Source organism: Ectothiorhodospira sp. 9100, from assembly GCF_022227565.1.
GTDB classification, from domain to species: domain Bacteria; phylum Pseudomonadota; class Gammaproteobacteria; order Ectothiorhodospirales; family Ectothiorhodospiraceae; genus Ectothiorhodospira; species Ectothiorhodospira marina.
The window spans coordinates 45,974-68,870 of record NZ_JAJNAN010000008.1; the positions used below are offsets into that span (position 1 = coordinate 45,974).

Genomic DNA, 22,897 nt, shown 5'->3' on the forward strand with positions numbered 1-22,897 from the left:
AAGGGGACAGACACCTTTTTTCCAAAAGGTGTCTGTCCCCTTTTCCTCGTCCCCTTTTCCTATCCGCGCACTAACTCCCCGAACCGCCCCAGCACCCCCACACTCTCCGGCGCCGCCTGCACCTTCCCGAGCAACTCATCCGCGCTACGCCCCTGCTCCACCAGGCGCTCCCGGTAGTATTCCACGTAATGGGGCACGATCCGTTCATCGAACTCGGGATGGAACTGCAGCCCCCAGGCCCGCTGGCCATAGCGGAATCCCTGATGCTCATCCATGTCACTCCAGGCCAGGCGCGCCGCGCCCGCCGGCAGGGTGAGCACCGACTGACTATGACTCACCTGGGCCGGGAACCGCTCTGGCAGCACCTGGAACAGGGCATCTTCGGCAGCGGCATCGGTCAGGTTCACGGTGGTGGTCCCCACCTCGATGCCACGGGGGTTGTAGTCCACATGCCCACCCAGGGCCCAGGCCAGTAACTGGTGTCCGAAACAGATGCCCAGGATCGGTAGCCCCCGATCCACCCCCACGGTGAGCCACTGAGCGGTGCGGACCATCCAGGCGGCCTGTTCAGTCACCATGGCGCCGGAGCCGGTGATGATCGCTGCCGCCAACCCGGACGGGTCGGGCAAGGGATCCCCGGCCTGTACGTTGGCCACATGCACCTGCTCCATGGGCCAGTGCATCCCTTGGGCAATCCAGTGCTCATAATCTCCCGGGTGATCCTGAAGGGATGGGATCTTGGTCCCGGTCTTGATGATCAGCAGCGTTCCCATTCAAGGCATCCTTTCGTCATGAACCTGGGTTCACGTTACCAGAAAAGGGGACAGATTTATTTTCCCGGCCCTTCGGGGCGGGAAAATAAATCTGTCCCCTTTTCTGGTGTCAGTCTCGCTTGCCGCAGGAGTGGGCTGAGGCGCAGCCGCCGCAGCCAGTGGCGCAACCGCCGCCCTCTTCCTTGGCAGGCCCGAACTCGGGATGATGCTGGGCGAAGCGGCGGGCGGCGTGTTGCACCAGCACCCAGCCGGTGAACAGGGCGAAGATGATCAGGAAGGCAAGTAGGTACTGGATCATGCGGGACAACTCCTCAATATCAGGCAGCCCAGTGCAGGTGTGGATTGGCGCTGGGCGTCTGACAACCTGTACGGGCCGTTCGCGAACGGCCCTGGCGCGGTATCCATTGCCTCCGAACGTTTCATTGAGAGGGGAGGCGTGGTCGGCTCCAGCCGGGCGCTTCTCGAAGCGCCCCTACGGGCCATTCCCTCCAACTGCAACTTACCTTTATTGTTCAGCCCCCCAGGCCTGCGAAGCCCATGAAGGCCAGCGACAGGATCCCCGCCAGCATCAGGCTCATGGCAGCGCCGCGGGCGATGGAGGGGACATCCGCCAGTTCCAGCTTTTCCCGCAGACCGGCCATCAGCACGATGGCCAGGATGAAGCCGGCCCCGGCACCCAGACTGTAGAACAGCGACTGCACGAAGCTGTACTCATAATTCGTCTGAAACAGTGCCACCCCGAGAATGGCGCAGTTGGTGGTGATCAGGGGCAGGAAGATGCCCAGGGCCCGGTACAGCGGCGGACTGTACTTCTTGATGGTCATCTCCACCAACTGCACCGCCGAGGCGATCACCGCGATGTAGGCGATCAGGCGCAGGAACTCCAGATCGAAGTGGGTGAGCACCTCATTGATCAGCCACGCGGAGATTGAACTGATCAACATCACCAGGGCCGTGGCCACGCCCATGGAGAAGGCCGTGTTCAGCTTGCCGGAGACGCCCAGCAGGGGGCAGATCCCCAGGAACAGGGCCAGCACGAAGTTATTGATGATGGCCGCATTGAGAAAGATGAAGCCCAGCGAATCAGCGTGCATTGGCGGCAGCCTCCCCGACGCTGGCAGCGGCGGAACGTTTGATCTGTCTTTCCTTGACCCAGGCGAACAGCAGCAGCCAGGCGCCCAGCACGAAGAACCCCCCCGGCGGGAGCAGCATGATCACCCAGGGCTCGAAGGCCTCGCCGAAGATGGGGAAACCGAGCAGGGTGCCAGCACCCAGCAGTTCGCGCACCGAGCCCAGACACAGCAGGGCAATGGTGAAGCCGACCCCCATGCCCAGCCCGTTGATCAGGGTACTGCTGAGCCGGTGGCGCGAGGCGAAGGCCTCGGCGCGACCCAGGATCATGCAATTCACGACGATGAGCTGAATGAAGGCACCCAGGGCGTTATACACCTCCAGGCTGATGGCATGGATGAGATAATCCACCACGGTCACGAAGGTGGCGATGATCACGATGTAGGCCGCGATACGCACTTCCTTGGGGATGTGGTGACGCAGCAGCGAGATCAGGGCATTGGAGCACAGCAACACGAAGGTGGTCGCCAGGCCCATCGCCAGTGCATTGGCCACGGAGTTGGTGACCGCCAGCACCGGGCACATGCCCAGGAGCATGACGAATACCGGGTTCTCCTTCCAGATACCGCTGAGGAAGGTGTCCATGGTAATGGGGTTGTTGTCGGTCTTGGCCGCCATGGGATCTTCCTAATTATTCTGTTCGAACGCCGCCCAGTGCGGGGCGAGCTCCGGCAACACCGAGTCGGCGCTGCGGTTGAGCATGTTGCCGATGGCTTCCGCCGAGATGGTCGCGCCGGTGATGCCATCGATCTCCCAGGGCTGTTCGGCGGCGCCCGGATCCACTGTGCGGATGCGGTTGGCCAGTCCGGAACCATCGGCCGCCAGACGGGCATCCAGGCGCTCGAAGTTGGCCACGAACGAAGGGTCTGTTTCAATCTTGTCGCCCAGGCCTGGGGTTTCGCGGCTCTCGAGCACGGTCATGCCCACGATGCACTGGCAAGACGGGTCATAACCGTAAAGCACCCGAATCACATCCGCGTAGCCGCGCCCGGAGGCCTCCAGGGCTACGCCCTGAAACCGGCCTGCCTCATCAAAGCCGGCATGAATGATGCTGCCCGATTCGGGGGCCTGATCCCTGGGGAAGACACCTTCATCAGTGAGGATGAAATCTCGCCGTTCCACGGCGCCGGGGATCACCTCGAGGACAGCACGCTCAAGCGCAATGCGCTGGTTCTCGGCAATATACGGTTTGGTGAATTCAAAGACGCTCACGACCAGCAGCCCGGAGAACAAAGCAATCAAGCCCAGGGTGGTAATGAGCTTGACGCTGGAGGTGGGCTTCGGTCTTTGTGGCTGTACCGATGCCGAGCTGCTCATGACTGCCTCCGTTTGCGGGTTCCGTAGGGTCGAGGCTGGGTGATGCGCTCAATCAGGGGCGAGGCGGCATTCCCCAGCAGGATGGCGTACATGATGCCCTCCGGCAGACCACCGAAGAAGCGGATGATGACGGCCAGAAAACCGATCAGGAGTCCGTAGATCCAGATCCCGGACCGGGTGACCGGCGAGGCCACCATATCGCTGGCCATGAAGAAGGCCCCGAGCATGAGGCCACCCGACAGCAGTACGAACCATGGCGTGGGATAAAACTCCGGATCGATGGCGTAAAACGCCGCCGCCGTGAGGAAGGCACCGCCCAGCACCGCAGCCGGGATACGCCAGTTCATCATGCGCCGAGCAATGAGATACAACCCGCAGAGCAGGATGATGATGGCGGAGGTCTCCCCTGCCGACCCCGACACCATACCCGTGAGCAGGTCCCAGCTATCCGTGTGGATGCCCTGAAACTTCCACTGTGCCAGTGGCGTGGCTGTGGTAAAGGCATCCACCGAAGCCGGCGTGGTGAACGGCATGGCCAAGGTGGAGGACAGGAACTCGGTGAACCGATCCGGGTGGAACGGCACCGTCCAGGTGGACACCGACACCGGGAACGCCCCCTGAGCAAAGGCCCGGCCGATCAGCGCCGGGTTGAACAGGTTGAAGCCCAGCCCACCGAACATGGCCTTGCCCAGACCAATCCCGATGAAGCCCGACAGGGCCGCCATCCACAGGGGAAATGACGGTGGCAAGGTCAGGGCCAGCAGCAGACCGGTGATCACGGCACTGTAATCGGACACGGTGCCAGGACGCCCGGACAGCTTGTTGAACAGCTGCTCGGTGGCCACACAGGTGACCGTGGTGGTGATCATCAGCGCCAGGGCGCTGATGCCGAACAGATACACCGAGAACCCGCAGATGGGCAGCAGGGCCAGCACCACGTTGCGCATGATCTGCTCAACGCTGCCGGCCTGTTTCAGGTGCGGCGAGGTCTTGAGTTCAATACGCAGCGGTGTCACGAAATACGCTCCCTATTGAGGGCCTTGGCGATGCGGAAGTACTGCACCAACGGGATATTGGACGGGCACACGTAAGCGCAGGAACCACACTCGAAACAATCACTCAGGTGAAGACGTTCCTGCATGGTTTCATACTGGCGTTTGGCGGCCAGACGCCCGAGATCCGAGGGGTTAAGCCCCACAGGGCAGGCATCCACACAGCGACCGCAACGGATGCAGGGATGCACCCGGGCCGCCTCGGAGTCCGGATCTGCCTCGGGGAGCACCACCATGCCGGAGACACTTTTGGTGATGGGCACATCCAGCGAAGACACCGTGTTCCCCATCATGGGGCCGCCCAGAATGAGATGGCTGGCATCTTCCCCCTGGAAACCCACCTGTTCCAGCAGGTAACGCATGGGCGTGCCCACCGGCAGCAGGTAATTGCCCGGGCGCTGCACGCCCGGCCCTGCCACGGTGATCACACGTTCGATCAATCCCTCTCCCGCCGGCAGCAATCGCCCGATCTGCGACATGGTGCCGACGTTGTTCACTACCGTACCCACGTTATAGGGGAATCCACCCGAAGGCACTTCCCGGTTCAGCAGGGCCTTGATGAGCATCTTTTCCGAGCCCTGGGGATACTTGGATTTCACCACCCCCACAGAGATGACATCGTCCTTGCCCAGCCGCTCGCGCAGACGCTGGATGGCGTCGGGCTTGTTGTCCTCCACGCCGATGATGGCTCGTTCGGCTCCCACCGCCCGCATGGCCAGGCGCACGCCGGTGATCACATCATCGGTGTACTCCAGCATGATGCGGTGATCAGTGGTCAGATAGGGCTCACATTCGCAACCATTGACCAACAGGGTGTCCACTGCATGCCCCTGGGGCACCGCCAGCTTCACGTGGGTGGGGAACGCAGCCCCCCCCTGCCCCACCAGACCGGCATCCTGAATGGCCTGGATGATCTCGCGACGCGAGGCTTGCATCAGATCATTCCGAGGCTTGGCACAGCGCACGGCCTGACTGTCGCCCGGGGCGGTGCGAATGATGATGGCCTCACCCTTGGGCCCGCGGGCAGAAGGCATCAACTCGATCCCCTCCACCACGCCGGTCACCGGCGCGTGCAGCGGCACCGACATATGACCGTCGGCCTCCGCAATCAGCTGACCGCGAAGCACCTCCTGGTGGCGGCTGACCAGCGCCTTGGCCGGCTGGCCAAAGTGCTGCTGCAGCGGCACCACCATGCGAGGGGCAAACGCCAGACGCCGGATGGACTGATGCTGGGTGTCTTCCTTCAGCTCCGGGGGGTGAATCCCCCGGGGGAAGGTCAATCCCGTCAGGAATGACATGACGCCCATGATCAGTTGAACTTCGCGGCGCGCTTCATCAGCTTTTCAGCGTCCGGTTCCTTGGCGCTGGCCGGGGTACCAGGGTGCACCGCCATGGCGGCACATTTCTCCGCGGCGCGGACGATGTCCTTATAGGAACCGCCCTTGGGATCCACCACCACGGCCTGTTTGTTATCGTCGTAGGCAAACACCCCCGGTGCGATCTCCAGGCATTCATCACAGGCGGTGCACTCACTGGTTTCCACCCACACCGGCTCGTATTCCCAGGCCGGGGCGCCATTGCCGCCATCGTTGGCCGGGTTGGCCACCCCCTGGGATACCGCCTGGGTGGAAGCCGAAGCAGCTGCCGCAGGGACCTGAGCCGGTGCCTGGGCCGGTGCAGCGGACCCTTCCAGGGCCGCAGCCAACTGCCCATTGCCTTCACCGCTGGCCAGGGACAGCAGGGCTGCACTCAGGCGCTGGGCCATATCGTTACGGGTCTGTGCGGCCACCGCGTCGGCATCCACCACTTCCTGATCCATGCCCAGCAGGCCCTTGAGCTGATGCCAGAAGTCACGGCGTTCCTCGGCGGAGCGCACCAGTTCCTCGGACACCAGCACGCGGCCCAGCTGGTTCTTGCCATCCACGGTCCAGATGAACGGGAAGCGGCCTTCACGATCCTCTTCCGACATCTCCAGGAATTCATGCAAGGCGATCATGTCGTCGTTCCACGTATTCTGGGGCGCCGGGCGGAAGTGCTTGCGGAAGCGGCCTTCGGTGAGGGCAAAGTCAGCAAAGGTCATGGGTAGTTCCATGCTCGCTTCCTGGCCTTCCTCGGTCTGGTACTTGAGGGTGTAGGTGGGCCAGTCACTTCCCATCGACGGGTTGCCCTCCAGATCGGAGCATTCGCGGAAGGTCACGCCGCGATCCGGGTTGTAACGGAACAGCGGATAGGCGCGGGACTCCACTGCCAGCTTGGACTGAGCAAAGGCCACGTCGTCACCCACACCATGTTCCGGCGGGCACACGGCGTACACGTTGAACACCGCTGGACGACGGCTGTTCAGGCCCTCAATGAAGCTCTCCAGCAGGTGGGTCACATGGGAGATGGCACCCTGCATGACATAGCTGGTGCGGTGCGCCATGCCGATCAGGCTGATCTCCTTGCGGGTTTCTTCCTTGCCCTTCCAGGCCTTGCCATAGGGGGCCATGTCGGACACCTGGCTGATGAAGCCGGAGGTGCAGGCCTGACCACCGGTGTTGGAGTACACCTGGGTGTCCAGCACCAGCACCTTGATGGGCATGCCGGACATCAGGGCACGGGAGAGGTTCTGGAAACCGATGTCATACATGGCGCCATCACCCCCCACGCTCACCACCGGCGGGCACAGGGCAAACTCTTCATCACTGAACTGCTCCCAGTTGAACTGGGAGAAGAAGGGCTCGTGCTCCAGCGGATCATACTTGCCGGCCAGTTCCAGCTCGGCCTGACGCACGGCCTTGAAGCCCTCGGCCATCTTGGCCATGTGGCCTTCGAAGATACCCATGGCCATGGAGGGGCTGTCCTGGAACAGGTGGCTGGCCCAGGGGAACGGATAGGGGCTGTATGGGAAGGTCCCACCCCACACCGAGGTACAACCGGTGGCGTTGATCATGCCCAGATCGCAACGGCCACGACCGGTGGGGCCTTCCACATAGCGCCAGCGCAGATCCTTGAGCTGCGCCAGCACGCCACTGACCCACTGCAGCCATTCCGGGTCCACCGTATGGGTACCGCGGCCCTGGTCCAGTGCGTCGGACAGGCGGGACAGAGTCAGGTCCTTGTCGGTGTGCTGACCGATCACCTGGTTCACGGCATTGATGTCGGACAGGTCCATGCCCTCGGCCAGCTTCAAACGCACGTGCTGCTCCAGGCGGGTGATCAGGCCGTCCACCTTTTTCACCTGGGCCTTCACCCGGGGCTGCATCAGCGCCGTCACGGTGGAGCTGAACAAGTGGATGGTGGTCTTCTCGCCGCAACCCAGGCAGGCGCCATCACCGCAGTTCACGGAGTTGTAGGCGCGCTTGTCCATGAGCAGGGTTTCCAGGGCGCCGATACCTTCGTCCAGATCATCAATGCGGTTGTACTGACTGTTGGTGGTGGGCAGATCCAGCCAGAAATCCCAATTGCGGCGCAGCATATCCACGGACTCGGGGGTCTGCGGCACCACTTCCAGGGCACCCTCCTCACAGATGCTCACGCACTCCATGCAGCCCTTACAGGTGTAGGGGTTGATGGTCAGGGAGAACAGACCGCCGGTGCCCTTGGCCTGTTTTTCCTGGGCACTGAAATACGGGCGGGTGGTGGCGAACTGGAAATCTCCAATAGAGTTTTTCAGCCAGCCCAGCTCTTCTTCCAGCTTCACCTTGTCATCACCGGCCAGCTCGGTTTCGGCCAGCAGGTGGGTGATGGCGAAGTCCAGTTCGGAACGCACATCGGCGCTATCACCGGAGGCGACCAACCCCTGGCGCAGACGCTTTTCCAGGTCACGCACGGCACGACGCAGGTGACGGGTGGGCTTGCCGCCGATCTCGATGCGACGCACGGCAGTGTCAAAGATCTCGCCAAGGGTGTTGGCCAGGCCCGGGATGGCGCTGTCCGGGCAGATGGTGTAGCAGTCGCCGCAGGCGGTGCACTTCTCGGGTTTCCATTCCGGGTAGTCGAAACGGATCTGGGTCATGTCCCGGTAGATGCCGGTGGAGGCCGGGATCATGGACTGGGCGATGAAGGGATCCGCCAGGTTGTCGTTGCCCTGCCCCGACACATAGAAGCTGCCGGTCTGCTCCCAGAAACGATGGATGTCAGAGCTGGCCGACGTGGACTGGGGCAAACGCTTGAGCATCACCGGCATGTCCGGCACGCGAATCTGGTCGGATGCGATGGCACCCTGGGTGACCACCTTGTCGGTGACTTCGTTGAGCTCTTCAAAGCCGCGACGCACCACGCGCAGGTTGTCTTCCACCACGCGGGCGCCCTTGCCACCAAACTTGTCCTGCAACTGTTCTTCAATGGCCTTGAACAGGGTCTCTTCAGTGAGGCCACGACGCTCCATCACTGGGGAGGCAGCAAAGAAGGCACCCTGGAAGGCGATGCCCTGCATGCGGAACTGCAGATCGGCGTTGGAGGCCTCATCACGGGCAATCTTGAAGGCATCCACGTAGAAGACGCGGATCTGGTTCTCGATGATGAAGCGCTGAGCCGCAGGCGGGAAGCTCTGCCACACAGCCTCCTGATTCTCGAGGCTGGACTGAATGATGAACGCGCCACCCTTCTTCAGACCGGCCAGGGGGTTGGAGTGATCAAACACGTTCGGATCGGGTGAGAGCACCACATCCACGGTCTTGAGCTCGCTGCTCACGCGGATGGGCTCGGGGGCAGCCGCCAGATAATAGGTGGTGGGCTGACCCTTCTTCTCGGAACCATACTTGGGGTTGGCCTTGATGTGGAAATCCAGCAGATCGAACAGGGTCATGGCCAGGTTCTTGCCCGTGGTCATGGCACCCCAACCGCCCACGGAGTGCAGACGCACAGCAATGGCCTCGTCGGGCATGAGACTGGGATTTTCCGAGCCACGCAGGGCCAGCTGACGCACCTTGGGATAGGCCTCTTCCAGGGCCTGCTGATGCAGCTCCTGCTTGGGACTGGAGGCCTTGTCCCGAATGAAATCCACCGACAGGTAGAAGAAGGTGCGCTGACCGCCATCGGGCAGCATGTTTTCCACTGCGGCAATCAGCCCCTCGGGCTGCAGATCGCGGGAACCCAGGCCATAGGCTCCGGAGTACATACGGGGGATGTCACCACTGCGGAAGGCCGGGTAGTCGGCATGAGGCAGCGCCTTGCCGGCCACGCCGTTCTCGATGGCCTTGCTCACGGCCGCGCGCGCCTCGCGCATCAACGGAAGGTCCTCGGCCAGGGGCTGATCGGTACGCTCCAGCACGGCCACGCCCTTGCGTCCCTTCAGCAGGGCAGCCAGTTTCGCGCCCGGGAAGGGACGGAACATGGTCAGATTGACCACGCCCAGCTTGATGCCACGAGTCTTGCGCAGGTGATCCGCCACAGCCTCGGCGGTGGCCACCATGGAGCCCTGCCCCATGATCAGGTAGTCGGCATCATCTGTGCGATAGCCGGACACACGCTCATAGCGGCGTCCGGTCATCTCGTAATACTCTTCCATGCACTGATCAGTCAGATCCGCTACGTGATCAAAGAAGTACGGGCGCTGAGCAGCCACCTGCTGCATGTAGGCGTCCTGATTCTGGGAGGTGCCCGACAACATGGGGTTGTCCACGTCCCAGGTGGCCGGGATACGACGACGCTTCTCGCCATAGATCATGCGCTGCGCCGGCGTGGGGCAATCAATCATGTCGTCGGGGCGGCCCAGGTACTCGGCGATCAGCTCCCGCTCGGGCACCTTCAGGGATTCGATCAGATGGGTGGTGAGGAAGCCGTCCTGACCGACGATCCCGGGGGTCAGCGAGAGCTCCGCCACCTTGTGGGCGATCACGTTCAGGTCGGCGGCTTCCTGGGCGCTCTTGGCGAAGACCTGGAAGAATCCGGTGTCGTCCACACAGTGGTAGTCGTCATGGGAAGCGTGCACATTCAACGCGGCCTTGGTGATGGCGCGGCAGCCCATATTCAAGATGTAAGGCAGACGCTTGCCGGCAGCGGCGTACAGGGACTCGTGCATGAAGGCCACGCCCTGGGCCGAGGAGAAGTTGATGGCCCGCATGCCGGTCATGGCCAGGCCGGCGGTGACGGCGGCGGCAGCGTGCTCGGATTCCGGCTCGATGAACACCAGGGAACGGTCAGAGATGTTCACATGGCCCTTGGAGACCTCTTCTGCCCACATCTCCCCCATCTGGGTGGAAGGGGTAATGGGATAGGCGCCGGCGGCGTCCGACGACTCCCGCTCACAGTGTATGACCGCCGTGTTGCCGTCCATGGCCGCCCGGATGCCCTTGTATTTGAAATCCTGCGATGGCTTACGCTTGAAGATCATGGTCGCTCTCCTGCCGGCCTGGGGCCGTTACGTTTTGTAATTCGGTGTCTTCGCCGTTCCATGCGGGAATGCCACGCGGCCGGTCGCATCGAATCGACCGGCGGAGCTCCAATCTGCGCCGCCTTATACGCGGGGCAGGGGCTCCATGCGGGGCAGGGGTTCCTTGCGGGTAACCTTGCGGGCGCCCGACCCCTTGCGGGGCTCTGCCCCTTCCAGCCAGACGATGGCGCCGGTGGGGCAGCGCTGGATGGCCACGGGGGAGGCCAGGGCGTTTTTGGTGTAGTCGATCACGGCCAGATTCTGCTCCATGCGGATCAACCCCTCGGGGGCGTCGATGGCGCAGCGACCGCAGGCGGTACAGACCACCTGACAATGGGCCATGGCCTCATCCTGGGGATCCTTGTTCAGGCAGTTGACCCACAGGCGATGACTTTCGGGTTGCAGGCTGAACAGACCCTTGGGGCAGATCTCGATGCAATCACCGCAACCGGTGCATTTGTCGACATCCACCACGGGCAGGCCATGCCGGTCGAGGTGAATGGCACCAAAGTCGCAGACGGCCTCGCAGTCACCCAACCCCAGGCAGCCCCAACTACAGCCCTTGCCGCCGCCAGCCACCAGTGCGGCAGCGCGGCAGGATTTGAGGCCCTGGTAGCGAGCCCGGGTGGCAGCCACATGGGAACCGCCAGCGCAGGCCAGACGGGCCACGCTGCGCTCCTGGTCGCCCATTTCAACACCCAGGAAATCGGCAATTTTCTGGTTCATTTCCGCGGCGTTCGCGGTACACCGAGCAGGATCGATGCGGCGCTCCACGAGCGCCTCGGCAAACGGACGGCAGCCGGCCTCGCCACATGCACCGCAGTTGGCCCGCGGCAGCATGTCTTCAATCTCGTCGATGCGCGGGTCTTCGAAGACGTACAAGCGGCGGTTGGCGAGGGCCAGAATGCCGGCCAGCAACACACCCAGTAACGCCATGAAACCACTGGCCAGCGCGATTTGTAAGGTTGAGGAAGTCACGATCGATCCGGTACCCGAAGAGATCACTCACTTTTTGTGCAGTGAACAATTGATGACAAAAATTACCCTGCACAAACCGTGGGGTCAAGCAATTACAGGACGAAAGGCATTCAAAACTCGGGATCTGATGACATTTTTGCGGCTTCGCAACGGGCGGGCACCCAAACCAAAGATCGGAGAAGACCTTGGGGTGCCCGGATTCCTGTCAGCGGGACGCCGTGAATACATCCCTGTAGGCTCTGCAGCCGCTTCCTGCGGCTGAAGCCCGCTGACAGGAACCCGGGCACCCCAAGGTCCGGACAGTTCTGCGTTCTTTTCGGAAGGATATTCGCGGCCGAGGGCCGCTCCCATAGGGGGACTTCAAAGCAGGAGGGGGGGCACCTGTTCCTCGGGGGAAGAACCGAAGATTACAGCTTGCGCACGCACTCCAGGTAGGCCGACTCGTCGGGCGGGCGCCCAAAACGCTGAGCTTCCCATAGGGCCGTACCCAGGCATTCCATCATGGCGTGCTCGGCCTCGTGGGCGCCGAGACGGCGCACCAGGCCCTGATAGGCCTTGGCAATACCCGCCGGCCGGTCCATACCCACCTGATCCCGGAGGGCCAGGTGCATGCCCATGTGCAGAAACGGATTGGTGACACCTTGCTCCACGGTGAACTCGGCGGCCCTGGCAACTTCGGGATCCTGGATCTGCGCGTGGTACTCGGGGTGCTCACCGACCAGTTCGGCGATCTGACGCTCCAGTGGCTCCAGCGCCTCACCGGCCTGGTACTTGCGCCAGGCCTGACAATACATGGCGCGCAACTGATCGCGATTCTGGTTGGCGAACATGCAGGAGCCTCGGTGCAAAAGCGCTGTGCCGACGGGTGGGCAGCGTTGAAGTGTTACTGATTGATCCAGCGACCCTGGGCATCCCGACAGGCCGTACCGGTGATGCGCTCCTGGGAACCGTCGATATGGCCTATGACCGTATATTCACGGCAATCGCGCCCACCGGATCGGTAGGTATCCGTGGGGGTGGCCCGGTAGGTGTGGCCGGTGTTGGGGTTCTGCCAGGCGGTGGTGCGATGATCCGGCTGACGCTCCAGGGTGCTGGACAACCGTGCCCGATCCACCTCATCCATGGTACGACCGATGGAACCACCGATCGCTGCCCCGGCCAGCGTCCCTGCAATGATGGCCGCCGTACGCCCGGTGCCGCCGCCGATCTGACTGCCCAATACGCCGCCCAGGGCCCCGCCCAACACGGCACCGGTCTGTTCCTGAGTGGGCCCCGTGGCACAGCCGGCCAGACCGACAAATACAGCGGCAAAGATTGCGGTGACAAGGCGTCTGAGGGAAGACATCACGAACACTCCTTGGGAGCAGAAAGGACCGTCAAGGCCCAACCGGCCGACAGCCTAACAAAAGCGACATACATCTGTATGGATTGGATAGCCCTTTTGTGAGGTGGTTCCAGCCTTCGGACTTGAACTCCGGGAGGGGCCGGGCGATGATCTTGAATATGTCCATGCGCAGGGAAGCCATGTCATGTATCGCTCAGCCAGCGGCGCCTCCAACACGGAAGTACACTTCTTTGACGACTCCGACACAGTCACCATCCTTCGAGGCGGCAGTGTCTCCTGGCGAACGCACAACCCGGGTCTGCTGGGCTTGGGCACGGTGGCCCTGGCGCACGAAGCCATTGGCGTCGCCCATGGTGTGCCGGTCTTCCCTTCACTGGAACACGGTCGCCGTGCCTTGAGAGACTGGCTGGGGCAAGCCCAGATACGTCACCACAGCATCGCCAGCCTGTACCGGCACATCGACCCGGACTGGCAACTGCCCTCCCCCTCCCTACCTGACCGTCCAGCACACTGCCCAGACACCGGCCTGGAGGCGGGGCGCAGGGTCAAGTCCCTGAATTCACACGAACGGGAGGCGGTAGCCCAGGCCATCGAGCGCCATCTGGGCATGGAAGCCGGTTCCGTCCATCGCCAGCCACTGGAAACTCAGGAAGACAAACCCACCCGGGAGATGGCCGCCGCGGGCGGCAATATTGCCATCAACGGTCGCAGCGCGGTACACGCTGGCTCCCAAGGCCTGCTCACCAGCATTGATGTGTGCCTGACCCGGATCGGCAAGAGTTGCAAGCCGATCCCGTACACCAACGTGGCCAACAGTCGGGACGCCACAGGCACCGCCGGCAGTGTGTTCGTCAATGGCCACCCACTCTGTCATCAACAGTCCCGATTCGCCCGCAGCCGGGGCGACGAGGCGGGCAACTGTGGCGGTGTACGCTCTCGCACCCGGCGCGGGTATGCAGAGTTCGTGGGCGGCTCCAGTAACGTGTTCTTCGAAGGCCTGCCAGCCGTGCGGCAGTTTGACCCCATGGTATCCAACTGCCGCAACACCCCACCTACCCCCCTCATGCAGCCCGGCTGCCAACAGGCACCCGAGCTGGGTCCGGCCTTTTTCGACGACCCGCCCCTCCTGGAACAAGCCCACGCACTGCGGCTTGATGTGGACTTGGACCGAGCCCTTGGACGCGGGCTGGAGGTGACCGCCCAGCCCCGGGGCGACCTGGATCACCCGGTCAGCGCCTACCCGCGCCCCGTGGACAATCACCGCAATGCTCACACCCTGCTGTTCACCGGCTTGCCCGGACAGGCAGTGGACCTCGTGCTGCCACTGCATGATTTGCATCATGGTGTGTACCACGTGCCTCTGGCCCAGGACATCACGGTTCAGAAATGGGATCCAGACAAGGACCCCACCCTGGAGTCAGGGCGTCATGTACATCAACTGGTGGCCGTCGCCTTGCACCGGCCCCTGGATATCCAGGGTATCGAGCATGGCGCCATTCGACCGGGTTGCCGAGTGTATATCTTTCGTAACGGGCATTTGTGGCGCGAACTGGAAGCCGGCCCGGAGGGAAGCTGGCTGGAGGTGAATCTTGAAGTCTGGCAGGGAAAGGATGAGCGCCCGGCACAATGCCCTGCGGGCGCCCGTCTACTGTTCCCGCATCGCATGGATGGACAAGTATTCGATTATCAATTGGCACTGAGTGAGCCGCAATGGAACTGGGCCCGCATCGAATCCTTTGGCGGGCTGGCGCCGGATGACCCCAGGACAATGGCCCCCTCCAGCGAGGCCGAGGCAACACATCAGGCGAGAACCAACGCCGCGTCACATCCACGATGCCTTCCGCTGAACCTCGGGCGGGAAGCGGTGCGCAGGGGCCGGCTTGGTCGCGGTTGTCAGCCCGGGGGCAGCCCCCGCCCCCTTCTGGCTTCCCAGCCTGAGTCGAACGAGGCCGTGGAACTACGGGAGGTCAACGGCCTGATCACCGCCCTGCTGCCGGATCCACTTCAACAAGCCCGGGATCTACGCCAGTCCATGGATGCCTGCCTGGAGGATCTGGCCGAGGCGGAACAATCCGCCATTGACGGCGAACGCGCCCTGGGCACCCTGATCCAGCGCCTCATTGAGGTTCAGCCCGATCTGCAGCGTCAGGTGGACGTACCCCGCATGAATCGCACCCTCCATGCATGGGATCAACGGGCAAAGGATGCCGCCCGGCGTTTCCAGGCCCTGAATGAGGATTTGCTGTCCTTACTTCAGTCATCCCATTACGCCAGAGCCCTTGAGGACTACACCAGGAGCCCCTGCACACACGACCGTGCCTTCGGACTCCTGCAATGGATCCACTGCATCCGTGATCTGGACAGCGACACCTCCCTGCCCTATCTGAGATGTTTTCTCGACCCCCAGGCCAACACCCTCCCCGTCCTGGGCCAGGAAGACCCCGAAACCCGCCAATCCCTCATCGACTGGTCCACCGGCAACCAATGGCTGGAAACCACCGCCCCCCGAATGAAGCCCTTATTGGAGATCGATCGATTGCAGTTGGCAACCTTTGCACCGGATGCCCTGAATCGGCTGATTGATGCTTTGGCGGAGGCGGCCACGGCTGGAGATACTGACTACGGTTCGGAGGTATTGCAAAAGATCGCAAACATATCACAGCGAGTCGCAGGGATCGAACTACAAGTCACCCACATCCCTCTTTCTGCCTACCTTCGTACTGACTTATTAAAACCACCTAAAAACACTTATCGATATCATCCGCCCGGATTAGATGAAGCCTACGAGAAGACCAGAAAGCGTGTAATTCTAGCTCTTATGCCACTGAACTCTAAGACGCTTGGCGATCTGAGTCAAATAACCCAATCCAATCCCATCTATCGAGGAGCTTTGGGCTCCGTCTTGGGAGCAGTAATGGGCATTAACCTGCTAATCAGCTTACAGCATATGGACGAACTATTCAAAAACGAAAAGGCCATCACATTAATTTCTCTAAGCTCAAACTTAGTAGCCTTATTCCTTACGGAATTTCAATTTTGGGCCGATAGAAAAAACGAATATGTTAACAAAACACGAACAACCAAACATCACACATTCGCTCAAAGAGGAGCGCATACTCTTCACAAGCATGCTAAACGAAAGGAAATATTACAAGCTCTCACCCGAACAGCTGTTCGAACTGCAGCTACTGCAGACATGTACCTCGGGGCAGCGTACATTTACTCAGGCCTCATAAACAATGATTACAAGAGATCGATGGGTGGCGCTCTAATATTGACCGGGGGACTACTAAGCTTTCTTAGCTTCACCATGCCGAAAACGATTTTACTCGGAACCTTAATTATGAGCGTAATCGGCACAACACTAACTTCATCCTCAAAGCTAAGCGCAATAGAAGAAAATATACGGCGTAGTCTTTATGGGGTTAGCAGGCCACGAGAGGACTCAGCCCAAAACAAAGAACAAAAAGCAAGAAAAGATACCACAAGAATCCTTAGAGCCGCAGCTGAGCCAAGCATAAAAATTATCGCTTACCGAATCGATATTCCATTTCATAAAAGACCTCAATGGAGCGGCAGCCCCCTCAAAAATAAGGAAATTTCGAACAACATCGAAAGTGTTGCATTAATTGAAATAACAATCGCCCCGGGATTATTTTCACCTAACCAACCAACCCTAGATGGCAAAATAACTTTCCATCATACAGGGATCACACATTCGATTACCGACATGCTGATTCATGAGGAGCTTAATCATGACAGACTGATCCTTATAAGAGCCCTCATAGAGGTCAACACGAGACATTTGGCTCGCGGATTAATCTGCAACATCAAATTCAGCACCGAACCCAGAAACATAGACCTAGAGATAACAAAAAATATTACATGGCCTAGCAAAGACACAAGGAACGACTTAATAAAACAAAGGGAAATAGATAGACTCAGAAACCTAGGCTTACCAGCAATAAAATAACAAAAACCACAAAATCCCTAAAAAATAAAAAAACAAGGAAAAGAAAATGGCCGTCATAAGAAAAAAATCCTTAAGCCCTCTAGGGGAAACATTTAGTAGAAAAAATGAAATTGCTTTTTCGCCAGAACATATTGAAGAGCCGCTTAATGGTGACACTAGATTTCAAAACGGCGATTCCGTAGATTATTGGCCTGGATTAAGCTGGGAGGAAGGCGATAAACTCATATTTGGATATTTCTCAGCAAGCACTACTCTTGCAAGCATTGGGACGGGAATATCGTTAGTCGGCATTGCGGGAATTATCACATCCACAAACCAACCAAGCTTGGGGCTACTCGTAAGTTCCTTAATCGCCCTACCGTTCGGAATGGTTATCTTTTGGATCTCTTTAAGAACACGAGCAAATCGCTTCATCGTCTTTGACCGCAAACACCAAGTAACACACACCCCGAAAAAGCTTAGCGCCAAACATGACAGTATCAAATGGAGGGATACGTCTTTTTTCATTTTTGATGAAGGTTACCTTCATAGACCAATGACCTATTCAAACACCAATATCACACTTGTACCACCGCCGCTAGATGGAAAAAAGGGCGAGGTTCCAGGACCGTATGGAATTGGCCGCTTAATATTTCTACAAGGACTCCATGTAAGACATTACAACTCCGCAGAAGCGGAAGCCATCTACCGCTATATTGTAGCTTTTATGACCCAACCACCTGACAAAAGCATTCTCCGAGAGATCCAGCAAACAGAACAGGCGATTTGCAACGAGGAATATGACGGGGACCGTGACGCGATGCGACGCCATCTCGGCTGGTTCTGGTACCGCCTCGACCTAGAAAAACTCCCCAACCAACCCAACTGGATTCGTCACCCCAACGGGCGTTGGGAAAGGACCGGCCCTGGGGTCAAGGTGCTTCGGCCCTGGTGGGACAACCTGATCAAGCCGCGTCGCATTCCGAAAAATCAGGGCACGGAAAAACCGGGCACATGAAGCCATTGCGAGCAATTGACGCGCAACCCAACGGGCCAGTGTTCACCAAAGCGTGAATGCGGCATCATGTCCACCAGATGCACTGACACGGGTCTTGAGATCATCATGGACATGCCAGAGTTGAAGATACGGTTGCCCGAGTGGCTGCTGGAGAGGCTGAGCGGAGACTGGATGCCGCTGCATCACGAAGAAGAGCAGATGCGCTTCGTGATCTCGCTGGCCCGGGAGAACGTCACTCAAGGCAGCGGCGGGCCTTTCGGGGCCGCAGTGTTCGATGCCGAGGGGCACTTGGTGGCGCCGGGCCTGAACCTCGTGACCAGCGCCCATTGCTCCATCCTGCATGCAGAGATGGTGGCCATGGCCCTGGCACAAAAACGCCTCGGCAACCACGATCTAAGTGATGGCGGCCGACTGCATCACACCCTGGTCACCTCCGCCGAACCCTGCGCCATGTGCCTGGGGGCCATACCCTGGTCCGGGGTCTCCCGGGTGATCTGCGGCGCCCGGGATGAGGATGTGCGCGAGATCGGCTTTGACGAAGGGGCCAAACCCGACCACTGGACCGAAACACTCACCCAGCGCGGCATCCAGGTGCAACGGGATGTATTACGGCCCGAGGCCACCCAGATCCTGCAGGCCTACGTGGAATCCGGCGGCGCCATCTATTGAGCACTGGCTCAAACAGGCTTTGACACTCTCGTCTCGATCCGGAGAATACCGCCCTTTGAATGAGACTGAGCGTCACGCTCCTGCCCGCGGCAATCCGGGCGCCCAGTATCACCGCTGCAACCTCTCGGACCCTCACCGCCATGAAGATGCTCATCAAACCCCTGACCGTCCTGGGCCTGCTGGCCATGGTCATCGGCGTGTTCTACTCCCCTTATCACGCCGTGGATCAGATGCGGGAAGCGGCCGAAGCCCGAGACACCGAGCGTCTGTCCCGCTATGTGGATTTCCCAGCGGTACGTGAGGATGTGCACGAGGCCCTTCGCGACTCATTGTCCGGTGAACTCAACCGGGCCATGCGCGACAGCCCCTTCGCTGCCATGGGCCTGGCCGTGGCAGACGCCCTGCTCAGGCCGTTGGTGGATGCCGTGGTCTCCCCCGCGGCAGTGGGCGCCATCCTGCGCGGTTACATGCCCGTGGCAGACGGAACGGAGGGTATGGAACTTGAGCCGCGGGACGATGTGCAGATCTCCATGGGCTACGAGGCATTCGACCGCTTCGTGATCAGTATTGCCGAGGAAGATGGCGAAACCGTGGACATGGTGCTGTACCGTGACAATCTTTTCTGGTGGCGTCTCGCAGCCCTGCGCCTACCGTTTTAGCCGGCTCAGGCGCAGGCCTCGAGCACGCTGCGCAGGCGGCGTGTCTTTTCCACCATGCGATGGGTGGATCGATTGTTGTTGTAGCGGGAAACATGCATCAATGGCACCCAGATAACCTGGTGAGACTCATCATTGCCGGGGATGGGCATGTCATCATCCATCTCCACCAGAAAACGCACGTCGAAATGTTCATGCCGCGGGCCGCGGGGACTGGCCGGGATCACATGGATGTCGAGATCGAAGATTGCCTCACTCACCAGGCGAATATGGCTCGGCTCCACGCCGGTCTCCTCGGCAGTTTCGCGCAGGGCCACCCTCAGGATGTCGGCATCGCCATCAGCATGCCCCCCGGGCTGGAACCACTGGTCGTGCTTGCGATGATGCATCAACAAAACCTGGCGTCGGTCGGGGCTGACCACCCAGGCCGAGCCGGTGACATGCCCCGGCCAGAGGTCGCAGTGGAAACAATCCTCATGGGCGTCAACAAAGGCCCGAGCGCGATCCAGATGAGCCGACTCTTCGATGAAGCGCGTTTGATGGCGGGACAGAAGCCCCAGCAGTTCCCGACGATGCATGACCAGGCTCCCTTGTTCAGTTGGAGTCGTTCGGTTCAGATCCCGGCGGGGCTTTCGATGGCCGCCAGGGCCGCCTGCGCGGCCTCGTCCACATCCGCCTCGCTGCCCGAAAACGTAAGCCGACCGAAGGCACCCACCGCCCGCACATCGATCAGCTGAATGCTGGCAGCCTTCTCCGCCTGGTTGGCGGCATACACCACGTAACCCGCCGGCTCGGTCTCCAGGATGAACATGCTTTGCCCCGGCAAGATCATGGAGCCACGACGATTCTGGCGGTTGATGAGCACGCTATGGTCCGGCGTGATCCCGCGAATGACCTCCTGCCAGGCCACCCGACAGGTCTCTCGATCCTCCTGGCGAGCCCCCAATCGGGAGAGCAGCATGCGTCCGGCCTCGCGCACGTCGCTCTGATCTCGCTGATGGATCACCATGGAGCCATAGGCCCGCTCCACCACCTGCTGGGCCAGTCGCACCCGTGTTGCTTTCAGTGCCATATCGGTCAGGCGGTGTACGGCCATCCCCGGCGATACCTCAATCCACAGGCAGGCATCCCCGGGCACCGGCAGAAAACCCTGAGAGACGGTGGCCATGTACTGCGCCAATTGCGGCTGGAGCGAGTCCATGAAGACGTAGGTTCGAAGCTTGATCATGCGGTGCGTCCAGCCTATGGGTTATCAGGTTCCGAATCCTGAGGACGGGATACCGCCTGGATGCAACGTTCAGGCGCATCAATGGATGTCGCGTTAGGGAACATACTCAGAAAGGCAATACGCCAGCCATAGCCGTTGACCACCACGGGCTCTTCCGGGCACGTCTCCTTCACCCGACGCGCAATGGACTGCAGATCTGCCGAGTCAAACTTGAAATATGGCGGAAGGAGCCCGGCATCCTCATTGCGGAAGATCAGTGTCTCGGAGGTGCCGGCATAGACTGTCTCAATACGGTACTGGACATCCTTTCCATCACCGGTAATGCCGGTAATCTGCACCTCCCACGAGTCCGGCCCCCACCGAAACCAGGTAAACGATACGATGGCAATCGCAATAATGATCAGAACAACAAGTATTTTTTTCTTCATGGCTGGCTCAGGACGATTAAATGCCGCTATGGTACTCCTGTCGCTTCATCACGACCAAGACGTTCCAATTCATCCACAACCTCTTTGGGCAATGCAAGCGCCCGGGCCAGTTGATCGAGCCAGGCGCGCTCCATGGGGTTTTGCTCATTCACCACCGCGACGCTGACCAGATACACCTCGCGCGCTGCCTGAGGTGAATCCACCTGAGCCGCCAGGGCCTGGGCATCCAGTGGCTCACGAAGCTGACGCTCAGTCCAGGCATGCAATTCCTGATCTGCCCCCAGCGCATCGATCTGTTCAGTGATCAGTGCGCGCTCCTGATCATCAATGTGACCATCAGCGCGGGCCGCCATGATCATGGCCTGCAGGAGTTCAAGACTTCGACGCTCACGAGGCTGATCAGCCAGGCGCTCCATCGGCTGGCCGTCAGCCGGCGCGGCGTTGTTAGCCCCTTGTGCGTTCTGCCAGGCCTTCAAGGCCAGCGCCCCAACGCCAACAAGTGCGCCGTATTTCAGTGCCTTCCCACCCAGCTTGCGACCACGTTTGGAACCCACCAGCAATCCCAGGGCACCGCCGCCCAGCAGGCTCTTCATATCCAGGCCCAAACCGCCCCCCTGCTGGGCAGACCCAGCACTCCCGCCGCCACCCAACTGACGGGAAAACCCTCCCAGCAACCCGTTGATATCTGCCCCTCCACCGCCCCGTTGAGAACCCATTGATTGACCACCAGCCTGCTGCAGCAGCTGGTTCAATATTTTGCTGGCATTCATCGCCTTCTCCTCATCGGGTAGACCGTACGCATCATGTAGACCCCATCCCGGACACGAGGTTTCCTCTGGCCCGAACGGTGCGGGTTGCTCCCGCGACCGATCGTTAATGACCTGAACGCGCGGGGGGTGCCATGAACTCAGGGCCCACCGGATCGGTGACGTGGGTGCCGAGGATGCGGTCGATCTCTTCACGATCTTCCGGAGTCAGTTTCAAATCGCTCACACGGTGGACAGAGGCCACCTGGTCGGGGCGGCGGGCGCCCCAGAGGGCAATATCCGCGCCTTGATCCAGCAACCAGCGCACGGCCAGATGCAGAACATCGCTGCCGAAGCGATCCCGGGCGAACCCCTGCAGGGCCTGGACCGCGGACAGGTACTGGGCAAAGCGCGGCGCCTGGAACTTGGGGTCGGACTGACGCAGGTCGTCGCCTTCAAAGGTGGTATCAGGTCCCATACGACCGCTGAGCAGGCCACGGCAGAGCGCACCGTAGGCAAGGACGCCGATACCGTTATCGCGGCAGTAGGGCAACACATCCGCCTCGATACCCCGCTCGAAGAGGTTATAGGGCGGCTGGCAGGTATGCAGCGGGCCGACCTGGCGGAAGGCATCCATCTGTGCGGGGCTGAAGTTGCTCACGCCCACGGCGCGTATCTTGCCTTCCTGCAACAGCCGGGCCATGGCCTCGGCCGTCTCCTCAACAGGAATCGCCGGGTCGGGCCAGTGGACCTGATAGAGGTCAATGTAATCCGTCTGCAGCCGGCGTAGGGAGTCCTCCACTTCCGCACGGATGCGCTCGGCGCCCGCGTTACGGAAGACGGCCTCCTCTGCGGTCCACTCCAGGCCCACCTTGGTGGCAATGAGGATGCGGTCGCGACCACCGCGGCGGCGGATGGCCTCGCCCACCAGTTCCTCGGACTTGCCAAAACCGTAAACGGGCGCCGTATCGATGAGGTTGATACCCTGATCCAGGGCGGCATGGATGGTACCGATGGAGGTTTCGTCATCGGTGCCACCCCACATCCAGCCGCCGATCGCCCAGGTGCCCAGAGCAATACGTGAGGCCTCGAAAGGGATGTTCGTGAGCGTGGTGGTCTCCATGCTGCCTCCTGTTGCCATTAAGGTCGTTGATTGACGTTGCACTCCATTGCGCGTGATTGCACAAGGCCCCGTCAAGAGTGAAGGCCGATGACGAAGACCGAAAGACTGTGACTGCTGCCCGGCTCG

20 protein-coding genes are annotated in these 22,897 nt (G+C 60.6%); 4 read left to right on the top strand and 16 right to left on the bottom strand.

The window, feature by feature from the left end; all coding sequences use genetic code 11:
* Positions 1-59: 59 nt before the first annotated feature.
* The 11 genes from LPW29_RS04295 to LPW29_RS04345 all read right to left on the bottom strand — a co-directional run bounded on the left by LPW29_RS04295 (position 60) and on the right by LPW29_RS04345 (position 12,951).
* Positions 60-773, bottom strand: coding sequence for a glutamine amidotransferase (locus LPW29_RS04295; RefSeq protein WP_238627013.1), 714 nt, complete (start codon positions 771-773; stop codon positions 60-62).
* 109 nt (positions 774-882) lie between these two features.
* A complete protein-coding gene (locus LPW29_RS04300; protein WP_238627014.1) occupies positions 883-1,071 on the bottom strand; it encodes a hypothetical protein in 189 nt (62 codons plus the stop codon).
* A gap of 214 nt (positions 1,072-1,285) precedes the next feature.
* Complete coding sequence (locus LPW29_RS04305; RefSeq protein WP_238627015.1) at positions 1,286-1,867, bottom strand: electron transport complex protein RnfA; 582 nt, start codon at positions 1,865-1,867, stop codon at positions 1,286-1,288.
* Entirely contained in the window at positions 1,857-2,522 is a 666-nt protein-coding gene (gene rsxE, locus LPW29_RS04310; protein ID WP_238627016.1) for an electron transport complex subunit RsxE, read from the bottom strand. Before rsxE ends, LPW29_RS04305 begins: the two co-directional genes overlap by 11 nt.
* Positions 2,523-2,531: 9 nt before the next feature.
* Positions 2,532-3,221: an FMN-binding protein gene (locus LPW29_RS04315; RefSeq protein ID WP_238627017.1), complete on the bottom strand. Its 690-nt coding sequence runs from the start codon at positions 3,219-3,221 to the stop codon at positions 2,532-2,534.
* On the bottom strand, positions 3,218-4,237 hold the full coding sequence (locus tag LPW29_RS04320) for an RnfABCDGE type electron transport complex subunit D (protein ID WP_238627018.1): 1,020 nt from the start codon (positions 4,235-4,237) through the stop codon (positions 3,218-3,220). Before LPW29_RS04320 ends, LPW29_RS04315 begins: the two co-directional genes overlap by 4 nt.
* Positions 4,234-5,580: an electron transport complex subunit RsxC gene (gene rsxC / locus LPW29_RS04325; protein WP_238627019.1), complete on the bottom strand. Its 1,347-nt coding sequence runs from the start codon at positions 5,578-5,580 to the stop codon at positions 4,234-4,236. The genes LPW29_RS04320 and rsxC overlap by 4 nt, the downstream gene beginning before the upstream one ends.
* A 2-nt stretch (positions 5,581-5,582) precedes the next feature.
* Positions 5,583-10,589: a 2-oxoacid:acceptor oxidoreductase family protein gene (locus LPW29_RS04330; RefSeq protein ID WP_238627020.1), complete on the bottom strand. Its 5,007-nt coding sequence runs from the start codon at positions 10,587-10,589 to the stop codon at positions 5,583-5,585.
* 123 nt (positions 10,590-10,712) lie between these two features.
* On the bottom strand, positions 10,713-11,564 hold the full coding sequence (locus LPW29_RS04335; RefSeq protein ID WP_238627042.1) for an RnfABCDGE type electron transport complex subunit B: 852 nt from the start codon (positions 11,562-11,564) through the stop codon (positions 10,713-10,715).
* A gap of 449 nt (positions 11,565-12,013) precedes the next feature.
* Positions 12,014-12,436, bottom strand: coding sequence for a DUF1841 family protein (locus tag LPW29_RS04340; RefSeq protein WP_090255283.1), 423 nt, complete (start codon positions 12,434-12,436; stop codon positions 12,014-12,016).
* Between the two features lie 53 nt (positions 12,437-12,489).
* Complete coding sequence (locus LPW29_RS04345) at positions 12,490-12,951, bottom strand: RT0821/Lpp0805 family surface protein (protein ID WP_238627021.1); 462 nt, start codon at positions 12,949-12,951, stop codon at positions 12,490-12,492.
* Between the two features lie 103 nt (positions 12,952-13,054).
* Here LPW29_RS04345 and LPW29_RS04350 point away from each other — a divergent pair, with 103 nt between their 5' ends.
* The 4 genes from LPW29_RS04350 (at position 13,055) to LPW29_RS04365 (ending at position 19,249) form a co-directional block, all read left to right on the top strand.
* Positions 13,055-16,924: a PAAR-like domain-containing protein gene (locus tag LPW29_RS04350; protein ID WP_238627022.1), complete on the top strand. Its 3,870-nt coding sequence runs from the start codon at positions 13,055-13,057 to the stop codon at positions 16,922-16,924.
* Between the two features lie 46 nt (positions 16,925-16,970).
* Positions 16,971-17,921, top strand: a complete 951-nt coding sequence (locus tag LPW29_RS04355; RefSeq protein ID WP_238627023.1) for a hypothetical protein — start codon at positions 16,971-16,973, stop codon at positions 17,919-17,921.
* Positions 17,922-17,987: 66 nt separating this feature from the next.
* Positions 17,988-18,590, top strand: a complete 603-nt coding sequence (locus LPW29_RS04360) for a nucleoside deaminase (RefSeq protein WP_238627024.1) — start codon at positions 17,988-17,990, stop codon at positions 18,588-18,590.
* A 140-nt stretch (positions 18,591-18,730) separates the two neighbouring features.
* On the top strand, positions 18,731-19,249 hold the full coding sequence (locus tag LPW29_RS04365) for a DUF2939 domain-containing protein (RefSeq protein WP_238627025.1): 519 nt from the start codon (positions 18,731-18,733) through the stop codon (positions 19,247-19,249).
* Between the two features lie 5 nt (positions 19,250-19,254).
* Here the strand turns inward: LPW29_RS04365 and LPW29_RS04370 are convergent, their stop codons facing one another.
* From LPW29_RS04370 to LPW29_RS04390, 5 genes are all read right to left on the bottom strand, one after another.
* Entirely contained in the window at positions 19,255-19,824 is a 570-nt protein-coding gene (locus tag LPW29_RS04370; protein WP_238627026.1) for an NUDIX hydrolase, read from the bottom strand.
* A 35-nt stretch (positions 19,825-19,859) separates the two neighbouring features.
* Complete coding sequence (locus LPW29_RS04375; RefSeq protein ID WP_238627027.1) at positions 19,860-20,474, bottom strand: BMC domain-containing protein; 615 nt, start codon at positions 20,472-20,474, stop codon at positions 19,860-19,862.
* 14 nt (positions 20,475-20,488) lie between these two features.
* On the bottom strand, positions 20,489-20,902 hold the full coding sequence (locus tag LPW29_RS04380; protein WP_238627028.1) for a DUF1523 family protein: 414 nt from the start codon (positions 20,900-20,902) through the stop codon (positions 20,489-20,491).
* Positions 20,903-20,928: 26 nt separating this feature from the next.
* Complete coding sequence (locus LPW29_RS04385; RefSeq protein WP_238627029.1) at positions 20,929-21,672, bottom strand: tellurite resistance TerB family protein; 744 nt, start codon at positions 21,670-21,672, stop codon at positions 20,929-20,931.
* A gap of 103 nt (positions 21,673-21,775) precedes the next feature.
* Positions 21,776-22,771: an aldo/keto reductase gene (locus LPW29_RS04390; RefSeq protein WP_238627030.1), complete on the bottom strand. Its 996-nt coding sequence runs from the start codon at positions 22,769-22,771 to the stop codon at positions 21,776-21,778.
* Positions 22,772-22,897 lie beyond the last annotated feature (126 nt).

What these genes read in the sequence shown, in the direction of transcription:
- LPW29_RS04295 (WP_238627013.1), bottom strand. Translation starts at nt 773, where the DNA reads ATGGGAACGCTGCTGATCATCAAGACCGGGACCAAGATCCCATCCCTT.
- LPW29_RS04300 (WP_238627014.1), bottom strand. Translation starts at nt 1,071, where the DNA reads ATGATCCAGTACCTACTTGCCTTCCTGATCATCTTCGCCCTGTTCACC.
- LPW29_RS04305 (WP_238627015.1), bottom strand. Translation starts at nt 1,867, where the DNA reads ATGCACGCTGATTCGCTGGGCTTCATCTTTCTCAATGCGGCCATCATC.
- rsxE (WP_238627016.1), bottom strand. Translation starts at nt 2,522, where the DNA reads ATGGCGGCCAAGACCGACAACAACCCCATTACCATGGACACCTTCCTC.
- LPW29_RS04315 (WP_238627017.1), bottom strand. Translation starts at nt 3,221, where the DNA reads ATGAGCAGCTCGGCATCGGTACAGCCACAAAGACCGAAGCCCACCTCC.
- rsxC (WP_238627019.1), bottom strand. Translation starts at nt 5,580, where the DNA reads ATGGGCGTCATGTCATTCCTGACGGGATTGACCTTCCCCCGGGGGATT.
- LPW29_RS04330 (WP_238627020.1), bottom strand. Translation starts at nt 10,589, where the DNA reads ATGATCTTCAAGCGTAAGCCATCGCAGGATTTCAAATACAAGGGCATC.
- LPW29_RS04335 (WP_238627042.1), bottom strand. Translation starts at nt 11,564, where the DNA reads ATGGCGTTACTGGGTGTGTTGCTGGCCGGCATTCTGGCCCTCGCCAAC.
- LPW29_RS04340 (WP_090255283.1), bottom strand. Translation starts at nt 12,436, where the DNA reads ATGTTCGCCAACCAGAATCGCGATCAGTTGCGCGCCATGTATTGTCAG.
- LPW29_RS04345 (WP_238627021.1), bottom strand. Translation starts at nt 12,951, where the DNA reads ATGTCTTCCCTCAGACGCCTTGTCACCGCAATCTTTGCCGCTGTATTT.
- LPW29_RS04355 (WP_238627023.1), top strand. Translation starts at nt 16,971, where the DNA reads ATGGCCGTCATAAGAAAAAAATCCTTAAGCCCTCTAGGGGAAACATTT.
- LPW29_RS04360 (WP_238627024.1), top strand. Translation starts at nt 17,988, where the DNA reads ATGTCCACCAGATGCACTGACACGGGTCTTGAGATCATCATGGACATG.
- LPW29_RS04365 (WP_238627025.1), top strand. Translation starts at nt 18,731, where the DNA reads ATGAAGATGCTCATCAAACCCCTGACCGTCCTGGGCCTGCTGGCCATG.
- LPW29_RS04370 (WP_238627026.1), bottom strand. Translation starts at nt 19,824, where the DNA reads ATGCATCGTCGGGAACTGCTGGGGCTTCTGTCCCGCCATCAAACGCGC.
- LPW29_RS04375 (WP_238627027.1), bottom strand. Translation starts at nt 20,474, where the DNA reads ATGATCAAGCTTCGAACCTACGTCTTCATGGACTCGCTCCAGCCGCAA.
- LPW29_RS04380 (WP_238627028.1), bottom strand. Translation starts at nt 20,902, where the DNA reads ATGAAGAAAAAAATACTTGTTGTTCTGATCATTATTGCGATTGCCATC.
- LPW29_RS04385 (WP_238627029.1), bottom strand. Translation starts at nt 21,672, where the DNA reads ATGAATGCCAGCAAAATATTGAACCAGCTGCTGCAGCAGGCTGGTGGT.
- LPW29_RS04390 (WP_238627030.1), bottom strand. Translation starts at nt 22,771, where the DNA reads ATGGAGACCACCACGCTCACGAACATCCCTTTCGAGGCCTCACGTATT.